The following is a 12,080-nucleotide window of genomic DNA, read 5'->3' as shown; positions in this document are numbered from 1 at the left end:
GAAATAGAGGGTGGGCATAGCGGATCTACTGCCACAATCCGCCCATGGATGCCATGGATGACCTGCTGCCCCCACCCGCCCGTGTCTTCGTCGCCGGCCACCGCGGCCTGGTGGGATCCGCCGTCGCCCGGCGGCTGACCGCCCAGGGCTACGACGTACTGACCCGGTCGCGCGCCGAACTCGACCTGAGGGACGCCGAGGCCACCGCCGCCTACCTGCGCAGGACCCGCCCCGACGCCGTCGTCATGGCGGCCGCCAAGGTCGGCGGGATCATGGCGAACAGCACCAGCCCCGTGGACTTCCTGGAGGACAACCTCGTCATCCAGCTCAGCGTCATCGCCGGCGCGCACCGCGCGGACGTACGCCGGCTGCTGTTCCTCGGGTCGAGCTGCATCTACCCCCGCCACGCCCCCCAGCCGATCACCGAGGACGCCCTGCTGAGCGGCCCCCTGGAGCCCACCAACGAGGCGTACGCGATAGCCAAGATCGCCGGGCTGATCCAGATCCGGTCCTACCGGCGGCAGTACGGCGCGTCCTTCATCTCCGCCATGCCGACCAATCTCTACGGCCCCGGCGACAATTTCGACCTGGCGACCTCGCACGTCCTGCCCGCGCTCATCCGCCGCTGCCACGAGGCCAAGGAGAACCGGCTGGACCGCCTCACCCTCTGGGGCACGGGCACGCCCCGGCGCGAGTTCCTGCACGTCGACGACCTGGCCTCGGCGTGCGAGGTGCTGCTGCGCCGCCACGACGGCGACGCCCCGGTCAACGTCGGCTGCGGCGAGGACCTGACCATCGCCGACCTCGCGCACACCGTCGCCTCCGTCGTGGGCTACGAGGGCCGGATCGCCTTCGACCCGTCCCACCCCGACGGCACCCCGCGCAAGCTGCTGGACATCAGCCGGATGCGCGCGCTGGACTGGGCGCCGACCGTGCCGCTCGCCGAGGGCATCGCCCAGACCTACCGGGCGTGGCGCGCGCAGTTCGCGCCGGCGTGAGAGCGCCGCGCCCCGGGCGGGCGGCCGGCCGGTCCTCGACGAGGTGCCGCCGGCCGCCCGCCCGCCCCCGCCCCGCTCAGTACGCACCGCGACCGTCCACCACGGCCCGCACGGTGCGGGCCAGCACATCGAGGTCGCGGGCGTAGGACCAGTTGTCCACATAGCTCAGATCCAGCGCGACGGTCTCGTCCCACGAGAGATCGGACCGGCCGCTGACCTGCCATAACCCGGTCAGTCCCGGTTTCACCGACAGCCTGCGCAGCTCGGTGCCGTCGTACCGCTCGACCTCCTCGGGCAGCGGCGGCCGCGGCCCGACCAGCGACATATGGCCCGCCAGTACGTTGAACAGCTGCGGCAGTTCGTCCAGCGAGAAGCGGCGCAGCACCCGGCCGACCCGGGTCACCCGCGGATCGCGCCGCATCTTGAACATCGCCCCGTCGTGCTCGTTCGCCGCTTCCAGCGCGGCCCGCATCCGGTCGGCGGCGACGACCATCGTGCGGAACTTCCACATCCGGAACGGCATCACGTCCCGGCCCACCCGCATCTGCCAGTAGAACACCGGCCCCGCGGAGGAGAGCCTGATCACCGTCGCCACCACGGCGAACACGGGGGCGAGCAGCACCAGCAGCAGCAGCGCCCCCGCCCGGTCCGTGGCCCCCTTCAGCACCACCGGAAGCCCCCGCCGTGCCGCCGGCGCTATGTGCAGCACCGTCAGACCGGCCGCCTCGGCGATCCTGACCCGGTGCCGGGACACATCGAACAGTCCCGGAAGTATGGCCAGATCCCGGCCCTCGTCGTGCAGCGCCCAGGCCAGCCGGCGCACCCGTGCGGCGGACATCCGGCGGCCCGGCACCACGAAGACCAGATCGGCGTCCAACTCGGCCGCACACCGCAGTACGGTCTGCCCGTCCAGCTGCGCTTCGAGGCCGTCCCCGTCCCGGGCGAGCCGCGCCGGCACGGGCACCGCCGCCTCGAACGGCTCCGCCCCGACGAGGCAGCCGCCGACGACGACGTACTCGTGATCGGTGCGGTGTGCCAGCCCCGCCAGCGCCATGTCGACCGCGCCCGCCTCCCCGACCAGCAGCACCCGGCGCAGCGCCTGCGCCCGGCGGCGGACGGCGAGGAGGTAGCGGTGGACGAGCTTGCGCCGGACCACGGTCAGCGCCAGAGCGGGCACCAGCGCCGGCACGCAGACCGTGGTGGCCACATCGATGCGCGCCGCGACGCAGACGACGCCCAGCACCCCCAGCATCGTCAGCCAGTCCCGTAACACGGGCAGCACCGCTCCGCCCGCCCCCAGCTCATCCCTGCCGTAACGATTCTTTGCCGCACCCACGACAAGCCATGCGGCGCCGGCCAGAACGGCGACGAGCACCGGCTGCGGCTGCCGCGTCGCCGCACAGGCCACCCCGACCGGCACCACCGTGCCGACCACATCCGCTACCAACACCCCCTGCAGGAGCCGCCGTTCGACGTTCCTGCGTCTGCTTGCCCGGTGCGGTCCCGACGCACACCGCAGCCCTGCCGTCGTGGCGGGAGAGGAGGCCCCCCGTGACGCGGCAGCTTCGAACAACCCCATGGCCCCCCACTTGGTCGTCCCCTCAATTCCGGCGCGGCCGCCCCCCCCCGGCGCCCGGCCGCCTCCGTGCTGGACGTGAACGCTAGAGCACGATGCGTCCGACTGCTGCTGTTTACCTATTTTGACTGTTCTTGTGAGTCATTGTTTACGGTTGAGGGACGTTGTGATCCATCATCCTGGGGTGTCCGGCATGGTGGCCGGGATGCGCGAGGACCAACTCCCTCTCATCCACCGCGAGTTGGTGTATGCCGCCGACTCCGTCGCGGCCGGGCACCGGTCGCTCAGCTCGCCGCGTCCGACTTCCAAGGGCGGACGAAGTCGGACAGGGCGCGCTGTGCGGCCAGGGCGATCATCTGTTCGTTGAGCGGGGTGTCCGCCGGGTGAAGGAAGTGGTCGAGGCCGGGCAGGACCCGTAGTCCGGGACCGGTGGTCCGGGCCGCGGCCAAGGCCGCGAGCAGCGGTGGCATTGTCCGGCACAGCACGTTGGTGTCCGCGGTGCCACAGGTGACCAGGACGCGGGTGCCTGGGGCGACGCCTCGGGCGATGTCCGGCGGATAGATGGCGTCGTCGCTGCGGACGAAGAGGGCGTTGCGCGGACCGAACATCACGTTCAGCGAGGAAACGATGAAGGGCAGCAGTCCCGAGGTGTCCACCTGGCGTCCGGCACGGAAGTCCGCGATGGAACGGTATACGCCGTACTTGTTCAACTGCGCCTGCCCAGGCCAGAGTTCATCCGCCTTGACCAGCTTGTCCAAGTTGTCCCCGAGTTGCCGGCCGATCGCGTCCAGGACCCGGGTGGCCTGCGGGGCGATGAGCGCCAGCCCGGCGGGCTTCGGGTGAACGGCGCGGGCGACGAGCAGTGCCTGGAGGCCTCCCTCGCTGTGCCCGACGATGATCAGCTTGTGCGGGTCGGCGTCGGGCTGGGCGCGCAGGACGTTGTACGCGGCGACGGCCTGGGCGGTGTACGCGGCCATGTCGATGTGCTCGGGGTTCTTGTACCGGCCCCATTCGGTACGGCCGGTGCCGAATTTGTCGAAGCGCAGGCTCATCACACCGTTCTCGCCCAGGACGCTCGCGATCAGGGCGAGGGTGTGTGGAGTGAACACGGGCGGCTGGTCGCCGTTGCGGTCCGTCGGGCCGCTGCCGGGGAGCAACAGCGCGGCGGCAAGCCGTTGGCCCGCGCGATGGGCGGGGATGTGCACGGTGCCGTACGTGGTGGCGCCGCCGACGGTGAACCGCACCTGGTGATCGGCGGCGGGTATGACGGCCGTGGAACGGGCCGCTGTGGTCGCGTCGGCCGTCCCCAACGCCGCGTCGGCCGTTCCCAACGCCGGCTCGGCCATGGTGACGGCGGCCGCGGCCATGAGTACGGCCAGTGCGCGGCGCCGCCAGGTGCCGGTGCTCCCACGCATGAGTTCTCCCAACGGTCCGGGAATGCGGGAAACGTGCGGGTCCGCGAGCGACTCCTCCCGACGTCAGCGGGCGGCCAGGGGGATGGCTGCGTCGACCTGCAGCGCCCCGCTGTTCATGACGCCGCGTCTCCTTGCACCGTGCCGTGGGCTGCGCCGGCTGCGGCACGCGCGGATGAGGTGAACGAGGTCAGCACGCCCCCGCAGCTGTCCAGAACCGTCGGATCGCCGATGCCATGGGCAACCGCTTCGGCGAGCAGTGTCCGCAGCCGCGTCTCCCACTCGTCGGCGAAGCCGGGCGCGGGCGGACCGCTGCGGGCGTCACGCTGCACCAGGGCGCCGCTCTTGCCGTTGATCCGGAGGAGACCCTCCCGTCGCAGCAGGTCGTACGCCTTGTTCACGGTGTGGAAATTGATGCCCAGATCGACGGCGAGCTGCCGGGTCGAGGGCAGTGAACTGCCTTCGACGAGTTCACCGGATGCGATGGCCTCAACAATCCGGTTCCGGATCTGCTGGTAAATGGGCACCTCGCCGCCCGGATCGAGGCCGAGGATCACGTTCGGGCTCCCATCGTCGCCCTGTTCTACCCTGCATAGAACAGTACGGCGGTCTGCCGGAGAGGCGCGTTAAGGACGCGCTAAAGTCTCGCTGAAAGCTTGCGGTTCTCCATCGGCCCGGTTCCGTCGGGATGATCACCGACGTGGCGACGTGGGAGAGCCGGCCGCGTCGCGGAAGGGACCGGATCCCCTCGACCGGATCGATCGAGTCGGTCAGGCGGAGTGCTCGGTGCGGTCGCCGCCCCAGAGGGTGTGGAATGCCCCGTCACGGTCGGTGCGTCGGTAGGTGTGTGCGCCGAAGAAGTCCCGTTGGCCCTGGATGAGCGCCGCCGGCAACCGCGGTGAACGCAGGGCGTCGTAGTAGGCGAGCGCCGCCGAGAATCCGGGGGCGGGAAGACCCAGTTCGGCCGCCGAGGACACCACCCGCCGCCAGGCGTCCTGCGCCGCCTCCAGTGCCTCCCGGAAGTAGGGCGCGGTCAGCAGCGTCACCGGCTGGTCCGTGCCGCGGTAGGTCTCGGTGATCCGGTTCAGGAAGCGGGCCCGGATGATGCAGCCGCCGCGCCAGATCTTCGCCACGGCTCCCGGGTCGATTCCCCACCCGTACTCCTGGCTGCCGGCCTGGATCTGGTGCACGCCCTGTGCGTAGGCGACGATCTTCGACGCGTACAGCGCCTGCTCGACGTCGTCGGTGAAGGACTCGGCCGCCGACCCGCCGAGGCGCCGGCCGGCCGGGCCCGGCAGTCCCTGCGAGGCGTCGCGGAGGTCGGCGTGGCCGGACAGTGAGCGGGCGAAGACGGCCTCGGCGATTCCGCTCACCGGTACGCCCAGGTCCAGTGCCGTCTGCACGGTCCAGCGGCCCGTCCCCTTCTGCTCCGCCTGGTCGAGCACCACGTCGACGAACGGCTTGCCGGTGGCGGCGTCGGTGTGTCCCAGGACCTCGGCGGTGATCTCGATGAGGTACGACTCCAGCCGGCCCTGGTTCCAGGTCCGGAAGACCTCGGCGATGCCGGCCGGATCCATGCCCAGCGCCCGGCGCAGCAGGTCGTACGCCTCGGCGATGAGCTGCATGTCGGCGTACTCGATGCCGTTGTGCACCATCTTCACGAAGTGGCCGGCACCGTCGGGCCCGATGTGCGTGCAGCACGGCGCGGCGTCGACCTTGGCGGAGATGTCCTCCAGCAGGGGGCCGAGCGAGGCGTACGCCTCGGGCGAGCCACCGGGCATGATGCTCGGGCCGTGGAGCGCGCCCTCTTCGCCGCCGGACACGCCGGTGCCGACGAAGTGCAGCCCCCGGTCCCGCAGCGCGGCCTCCCGCCGTCGGGTGTCCGCGAAGTGCGCGTTCCCCCCGTCCACGATCATGTCGCCCGGTTCGAGCAGCGGCGCGAACTCGTCGATGACCGCGTCCGTGGGCGCCCCCGCCTTGACCATCACCATCAGCCGTCGCGGCCGTGCCAGCGAGGCGACGAACGCCTCCGCCGACCCGGTGGGCACAAAGCTCCCCTCGCCGCCGAATTCGTCCATCAGCGCCTGAGTGCGGGTCTCGGTGCGGTTGTGGAGCGCGACGGTGTGCCCGTGGCGGGCGAAATTACGGGCGAGATTGCGGCCCATCACCGCGAGCCCGGTCACGCCGATGTCCGCCTGCCCAGCCATGATCATCAACTCCTGCCGTTCCCGACACGCCTGAACGTCGTTTCCGTGGCCCGGCGAGGCGCTGTCGGCCGCCCAACTCCGATCTTGCATATCAAATCACGATGATCACCCATGAAGTGGACATCGCTGACGCACTGGCGTGCCGGTCGGGCGCGTGCAGCCGGTACGGAAGGGCGAGCGACCCCGGGGACGGGGTGCCCGGGGATCGGGCTGGCGCTCCGGCGGCGACCGGCATCCTGACCGTGGACGACTCCCCGGGCGTGTCGTGTGCGTCGCCGTGGTGACGCACACGTGCGGAACTGTGGTGACGTTGCGTCCACCGTGTGGGGTCGGTTCGGAGGCTGACCGGGCGGAGTGGACCGGTCCTGTTGACCCCGCTCCGGGGCGAGAGAGGTGAACACGATGACGGACAGCGCAGACCGGATCGCCGAGACGGACCGCGGCACGGTCATGCGTCGAACTGCCCTTCCTCTTCCGCACCTTCGACGCCTACCCGGAGAGTCCGATGCTGGGCAGGCCGACCGACGCCGAGCGGGCCCTGGGCCGCACTTTCGCAGCCGGGATCGCCGAGTTCGTCACGACCGGATCGGTGAACGACTGGCTGCCCCAGGCCGTATTGCCGCCGACCCCCGTCGGTGCCTCCTGTTGCCGTCCGGGGCGGTCTACAGCGCGGCCTTCTGGGGCTGAGTGGGGACGACGATGACCGTTGTGGTGTCGGCGGCGAGGGCCTGGGTGAATGCGCGTTCCAAGTCGTCGGTGGTGTCGACGTCGACGGTGCGGCAGCCGAAGCCGTGGGCCAGGGAGGCGATGTCGATGCCGGGCAGGTCGAGCCCTGGCACGCCGGGGGTTTCCTCCAGCTCCGCGAAGGACTTGAGGATGGAGTATTCCTGGTTGCGCATGACCACGTAGACGATCGGCAGTCGGTGCTGGGCGGCGGTCCAGATGGCTTGGACGGAATACTGGAACGAGCCGTCGCCGATCAGGCCGATGACGGGTCGGCGGACGCCCCGGCTGCGATCGGCCAAGGCGACCCCCACCGCCGCCGGAGTGCCCCATCCGATGCCTCCGCTGGCCGTGGCGAAGAACGATCCCGACGCGACGGTGGGCAGCCACTCGATCTGTTGGGCCATGGTGGAGGTCGACTCGTTGACGATGACGGCGTCGAGAGGCCTGAGCTTGCTGAGGGACGCGTAGACCTCTGGCGGGGTGAGCGGGCGGCTCGGTGTCGCCGGGAGTTGCCGCGGCCGCTCCATGGTCTTGGGGGCGCTCCGCGCCGATCCTTCCGCGACGAGTTCGAGGAGTTGGTCGATGGCGGTCGTGGGATCGCCCAGGAGGCTGTCGCCCCTCCGCGCGGCCGCGGCGACCTCGGGGTCCGCGGTGATCTGCAGCAGTTCCGTCCCTGCCGGGAGGTAGTCGCCGGGCACGTAGGGGTAGTAGCGGAACACCTCGCCTCCGAGCACGACGACCAGGTCGTGCCCGGCCAGCCGATCGCTGACGGCCTTGATGGAGATGCCGAGCGGGCCGCAGAAGAGCGGGTGGTCTTCGGGGAACGAGACGCGGTCCGGCAAGGGGGCCCCGTAAACGGCCGCGCGCAGCTTCTCCGCCAGGGCGATCGCCGAGTCCCATCCGCCGCTGCGGTCCACCTCCGGTCCGAAGACCAGCGCGGGGCGGCGGCTCGCCGAGATGCGGTCGGCGAAGGAGCGCAGCCGCTGCGCGTCGGGCACGACCCGTGCGCTCACGGTACGCACCGGCACCGAGCCGGCCAGCGGCCTCTTCCAGTCGTCGAGCGGAATCGACAGGTGGACCGGGCCGGCCGGCGGCTGGAGGGCCGTCGCGTAGGCCCGCATGAAGGCGTTCGGTACGTCTTCGGCGCGGGCGGGCTCGTACGACCACTTCACCCATGGCTTCGGCATGGTGGTCGCATCCCGATTGCCCAGGTACGGCTCGCCGATGACCATCTCGCGGTGCTGCTGCCCCGACGTGATGATCAGGGGGGTGTTGCCGCGGTACGCGGCCACCAGATTGCCCAGGGAATTGCCCAGCCCCGCCGAGGAGTGGACGTTGACCAGCGCCGGGCGCTGCGTGACCTGGGCAAAGGCGTCGGCCATGGCGATGACGGAAGCCTCTTGCAGCGCCAGCACGTAGGTGAAGTCGTCGGGGAAATCCTGGAGGAAGGTCTGCTCCGTCGAACCGGGATTACCGAAGACGGTCGTCAGCTCAAGGGTGCGCAGCAGATCGTACGTAACGCTGTGGACCGTTGATTTCGGAGCCACGGACACCACCCGTTCCTCATCACGGCGCTGAGAGGTCATCCGGCCCAGTATGTGGCGGACGGAACGACCGCCGGCGCGTCGCCGCCGTGTCCGCCGAATGTTGGGCCGTTCGCGATGCGCGACGGCCCCGGAGCCGTACCGCCCGCTCCGTCACCGGGGACGCGTCGGGGGCCGCTATGCCTGACGGGCCGCGGAGATCTGGCCGACCAGGACGGCGAACGGCATGTCGAGGGCGGCGTAGACGGCGCCGGACTCGGGTGCCGCGTTGTCGGCCAGGGCCTCGACCATGAGGGTGGCGTAGTCGCTGACGATGACGCCCGCCTGCTGCATGCGCACCAGCCCCGCCTGCCGCTTGGCCCGGCTGAAGGTCCCGGAGGCGTCCAGGGCGACGTACGCGTCGTATCCGGCGGCCGTGGCGGCGTACGCGGGCAGCGCCGCGCACACCTCCAGCGACACCCCGGCGAAGATCAGCTTCTGTCGGCCGGTCGCCTCGATGGCCTCGCGGACGCGGTTGTCGTGCCAGGCGTTGACCGTGCTGCGGTCGATGATCTTCTGGTCGGCGGGCAGCGCCTCGACCAGCTCAGGGGCGGTCGGCCCCCACAGGCTGTCGGCCGAAGTGGTGGTCACGACCAGCGGGATGCCCAGGACCGTCGCCGCCTTGGCCAGCGCCACCACGTTGTGCTTGAGCTCGTCGACGGTGATGTCACGGACGCCGGACAGCAGGCCCACCTGGTGGTCGACCAGGACCACGGCGGCGTTCTCCCGCGTGAGCGACTCCAGGAACTTGCTGCGCTCGCTCATCTCGCACTCCTCGTTGGGTTGAGCCACAGCTCATTGGTCACTAATCTTGATAGTCAATATTGGTGACTACTTCACGCTATGCCTCGGCCCGGGGGAGCGCAAGCACCCGACGGGGCGGGGTGCCCGGGGCGGGCCGGTGCCGTCCCGGCCGTCGTTCAGGGACACCTGAATGCGCAGGTCACACCCTGCGCGGCGGCGGACGACCATCGAGACGGGAGCTGCGTTGGCCAGGAACCGGACCGCGGAACCGGACCTCGGCGTACTCGCCGCGCAGGTCCTCTTCGCCGTTCAACACGAGCTGTTCGCCGCGCTCGCCGAGCAGGGCTTCGACGACATCCAGCCGCGCACCGGCGCCGTCCTCGCCCACCTGCGTGCCGAGGGCATCCGGGCCAGCGAACTCGCCCGCGCCTCCGGACGGCACAAGCAGGTCATCGGCTCCCTCATCGACGATCTCGAACGCCTGGGCTATGTCGAGCGCACACCCGACCCCGCCGACCGCCGGGCCAAACTGATCTGCCCCACCGAGCGTGGCCTGCTCCAGATGGAGACCGCCGCCGCCATCATGCGCACGATCGAGGAACGTCACGCGAAGGCGCTGGGCAGGCAGGAATACGCCGCCTTCAAGTCGGCTCTCCGCCGTGTGGCCGACCTCCCACGCAAGTCCTCAGGGTGAACGCGCGAACCACCGGCCCGAGGCGCGGCCGCGCACGCCGGGCCCGGGTGCGACGAGTTGGCCCACCGCGCGCACTCGTCCCGCAGGACGTTCATCCGGCGTTTCCGGCAGGAGACGGACACCTCGCGTCGGGAGCGGGGCGGCCGTGGAGGCGTTCGACCCGGTGACGTAGGTGTGCTCGTCCGGTCCGGCGTCGTCGCGGTGGGCACGGGCCCGCACCACCGGTGATCAGGATGGTGTTTCCGGTGAGCTTCATGAGGTGCTCCTTGCCGTCTCAGACCGTGGCCAGGGCCGGGTAGTCGGTGTATCCGCGGGCGCCGGAGGCGTAGACGGTGGTCCAGTCGATGTCGGCGAGCGGGGCTCCGGTGGCGAGCCGGGCAGGCAGGTCGGGGTTGGCGATGAACGGGCGGCCGAAGGCGACCACGTCGGCGAGCCCCGCATCGACCAGATGGGCGGCCCGCTCGGCGGCGAACTCGACGTTGGCGATGAGCGTGCCGTCGAACAGCGGCCGGAAGTGGGCGAACATCCCGTCGCCGCCCAGTCCGTCGAGCGGGGTTGCGGTCAGGTCGCGCGTGGCGCCCATCACCAGCAGGTGCGACAGGCCGTTCAGGTGGGAGATGACGTACTCGGCGGCCGGCAGGGTCTCGTCGTTGGCCTCGAACGGACCGGTCTCGTGCATCGGGCCGAGCTTGACGCCGGTCCGTTCCGGACCGACCGCCGTGGCCACCGCGTCGGCGATCTCCAGGGTCAGCCGGGCCCGGTTCTCGATGGACCCCCCGTAGGCGTCGGTGCGCTGATTGGTGGCCTTGTTGAGGAACTGGGCCGGCAGGTAGAGGTAGTTGGCGAGGATCTGCACGCCGTCGAACCCGGCGGTGAGGGCGTTGCGGGCAGCGGTGGCGTAGTCGGCGATGGTCCGACGGATCTCGGCGGGGCTCATCGCGCGCGGCGTGACCGTGGGCTTGCGGCCGGTCGGGGTGACGCTGCGCTGCTGCGGGTCGACGGCGGAGGCCGAGAGCGGGAGGGCGCCCGCGCGCAGATCGGGGTGCGAGATGGCCCCGGTGTGCCAGAGCTGGGCGATCATCCGGCCGCCCGCCGCGTGCACGGCCTCGGTCACCCGCCGCCAGCCGTGAACCTGCTCGGAGCTCCACAGGCCGGGCGTGTCGGCCCAGCCGAAGCCGTCCGGGCTGATCGCGGTCGCCTCGCCGACGATGACACCGGCGGAGGCCCGCTGGGCGTAGTACTCGGCCTGCAGTGCGGTCGGCACATGGCCGGGATTGTCGGCGCGCATCCGGGTCAGCGGTGCCATCGCGATGCGGTTGGGCAGTTCCAGATCGCCCATCCGGACCGGCGTGAACAGCGGTGCGACGTTCATCGTGTGCTCCTCTCACCCATTCACAATGTCGCTCGACATCGTTTTATGCCCGATCCGGTGCCATGTCAATGTCGAGTGACATCGTGTACGGTGAATGAGTTGCGAGAGGGAGGTGCCAGGCATGGGCGTGTCACGACAGAAGGCAGCCGAGAACCACGACGCGATCGTGGACGCCGCCGAGACGCTGTTCCGTCAGCGCGGAGCGGAGGCTGTCGGCCTGGTGGAGCTGATGGCGGCCGCCGGACTGACCCGGGGCGGCTTCTACAACCACTTCGCGTCCAAGGGAGCCCTGGTGGACGAGGTGGTGGCCAAGGCCATGACCAAGGGGCTGGCCAACCTCACCGCCCTCCTGGATGCCCCCGTCGCACGCGATACCGACCCGGTCGACGCCCAGATCGACTGGTACCTGTCACCCGAGCACCGCGCCGACATCGACCACGGCTGCCCCAACGCGGGCTTCCTCGGCGACGCCCCCCGCCTCGACGACGCCGCCCGCTCCCGCTACACCACCGGACTGACCGCCAACCTGCACCGCTTCGGTCAGGCCATTCAGGACGCCACCGGCCTGGACGAGGAAGAAGCCTGGTCGCGCGCCCTCGCCCTCTTCAGTCAGATGGCCGGCGCGCTCCTGCTGTCCCGCGCGGTCGCCTCCACCGACCCGGAACTGTCCGACCAACTGCTCGCCGCCGCCCGCCAGGACCTCCACACCCGCGCCCACCACAGCTGAGGCCCTTGCGTCGATTGCCATCGGTGATGCCGGGAGAACCT

At 70.7% G+C, this 12,080-nt stretch carries 10 protein-coding genes; 3 read left to right on the top strand and 7 right to left on the bottom strand.

Going from position 1 to position 12,080, the window contains the following annotated elements; all coding sequences use genetic code 11:
- Positions 1 to 53: 53 nt before the first annotated feature.
- Positions 54 to 998, top strand: a complete 945-nt coding sequence (locus AC5677_RS05060) for a GDP-L-fucose synthase family protein (RefSeq protein WP_497196513.1) — start codon at positions 54 to 56, stop codon at positions 996 to 998.
- Between the two features lie 76 nt (positions 999 to 1,074).
- On the opposite strand, the gene AC5677_RS05055 is transcribed toward AC5677_RS05060, so the two are convergent.
- The 6 genes from AC5677_RS05055 to AC5677_RS05030 all read right to left on the bottom strand — a co-directional run bounded on the left by AC5677_RS05055 (position 1,075) and on the right by AC5677_RS05030 (position 9,267).
- On the bottom strand, positions 1,075 to 2,577 hold the full coding sequence (locus AC5677_RS05055; protein WP_497193791.1) for a sugar transferase: 1,503 nt from the start codon (positions 2,575 to 2,577) through the stop codon (positions 1,075 to 1,077).
- 281 nt (positions 2,578 to 2,858) lie between these two features.
- The gene (locus AC5677_RS05050) at positions 2,859 to 3,989 is read right to left on the bottom strand and encodes an alpha/beta hydrolase family protein (RefSeq protein WP_497193790.1); all 1,131 of its coding nucleotides are present in this window, start codon (positions 3,987 to 3,989) and stop codon (positions 2,859 to 2,861) included.
- Positions 3,990 to 4,102: 113 nt separating this feature from the next.
- Positions 4,103 to 4,543 (bottom strand): GntR family transcriptional regulator, encoded by a 441-nt coding sequence (locus tag AC5677_RS05045; RefSeq protein WP_497193789.1) that lies wholly within the window; start codon positions 4,541 to 4,543, stop codon positions 4,103 to 4,105.
- A gap of 213 nt (positions 4,544 to 4,756) precedes the next feature.
- Positions 4,757 to 6,193 (bottom strand): NADP-dependent phosphogluconate dehydrogenase, encoded by a 1,437-nt coding sequence (gnd, locus tag AC5677_RS05040; RefSeq protein WP_497193788.1) that lies wholly within the window; start codon positions 6,191 to 6,193, stop codon positions 4,757 to 4,759.
- A 662-nt stretch (positions 6,194 to 6,855) separates the two neighbouring features.
- Positions 6,856 to 8,505: a benzoylformate decarboxylase gene (gene mdlC, locus AC5677_RS05035; RefSeq protein ID WP_497193787.1), complete on the bottom strand. Its 1,650-nt coding sequence runs from the start codon at positions 8,503 to 8,505 to the stop codon at positions 6,856 to 6,858.
- A 135-nt stretch (positions 8,506 to 8,640) separates the two neighbouring features.
- Positions 8,641 to 9,267 (bottom strand): isochorismatase family protein, encoded by a 627-nt coding sequence (locus AC5677_RS05030; RefSeq protein ID WP_497193786.1) that lies wholly within the window; start codon positions 9,265 to 9,267, stop codon positions 8,641 to 8,643.
- A 223-nt stretch (positions 9,268 to 9,490) separates the two neighbouring features.
- On the opposite strand from AC5677_RS05030, the gene AC5677_RS05025 reads away from it, so the two are divergent.
- Positions 9,491 to 9,940 (top strand): MarR family winged helix-turn-helix transcriptional regulator, encoded by a 450-nt coding sequence (locus AC5677_RS05025; RefSeq protein ID WP_497193785.1) that lies wholly within the window; start codon positions 9,491 to 9,493, stop codon positions 9,938 to 9,940.
- A 274-nt stretch (positions 9,941 to 10,214) separates the two neighbouring features.
- On the opposite strand, the gene AC5677_RS05020 is transcribed toward AC5677_RS05025, so the two are convergent.
- Positions 10,215 to 11,312 carry an alkene reductase gene (locus tag AC5677_RS05020; RefSeq protein ID WP_497193784.1) on the bottom strand — a complete coding sequence of 366 codons (1,098 nt, stop codon included), beginning with the start codon at positions 11,310 to 11,312 and terminating at the stop codon, positions 10,215 to 10,217.
- Positions 11,313 to 11,433: 121 nt separating this feature from the next.
- On the opposite strand from AC5677_RS05020, the gene AC5677_RS05015 reads away from it, so the two are divergent.
- A complete protein-coding gene (locus AC5677_RS05015; RefSeq protein WP_497193783.1) occupies positions 11,434 to 12,039 on the top strand; it encodes a TetR/AcrR family transcriptional regulator in 606 nt (201 codons plus the stop codon).
- Positions 12,040 to 12,080 lie beyond the last annotated feature (41 nt).

This window comes from Streptomyces sp. JLSY215 (assembly GCF_059682825.1).
This window is presented reverse-complemented; position numbering and strand designations above follow the sequence as displayed.

Excerpts from the sequence above, each read along its gene's own strand:
- mdlC (WP_497193787.1), bottom strand. The coding sequence starts at position 8,505 with ATGACCTCTCAGCGCCGTGATGAGGAACGGGTGGTGTCCGTGGCTCCG.
- AC5677_RS05060 (WP_497196513.1), top strand. The coding sequence starts at position 54 with ATGGATGACCTGCTGCCCCCACCCGCCCGTGTCTTCGTCGCCGGCCAC.
- AC5677_RS05020 (WP_497193784.1), bottom strand. The coding sequence starts at position 11,312 with ATGAACGTCGCACCGCTGTTCACGCCGGTCCGGATGGGCGATCTGGAA.
- AC5677_RS05030 (WP_497193786.1), bottom strand. The coding sequence starts at position 9,267 with ATGAGCGAGCGCAGCAAGTTCCTGGAGTCGCTCACGCGGGAGAACGCC.
- AC5677_RS05050 (WP_497193790.1), bottom strand. The coding sequence starts at position 3,989 with ATGCGTGGGAGCACCGGCACCTGGCGGCGCCGCGCACTGGCCGTACTC.
- gnd (WP_497193788.1), bottom strand. The coding sequence starts at position 6,193 with ATGGCTGGGCAGGCGGACATCGGCGTGACCGGGCTCGCGGTGATGGGC.
- AC5677_RS05055 (WP_497193791.1), bottom strand. The coding sequence starts at position 2,577 with ATGGGGTTGTTCGAAGCTGCCGCGTCACGGGGGGCCTCCTCTCCCGCC.
- AC5677_RS05015 (WP_497193783.1), top strand. The coding sequence starts at position 11,434 with ATGGGCGTGTCACGACAGAAGGCAGCCGAGAACCACGACGCGATCGTG.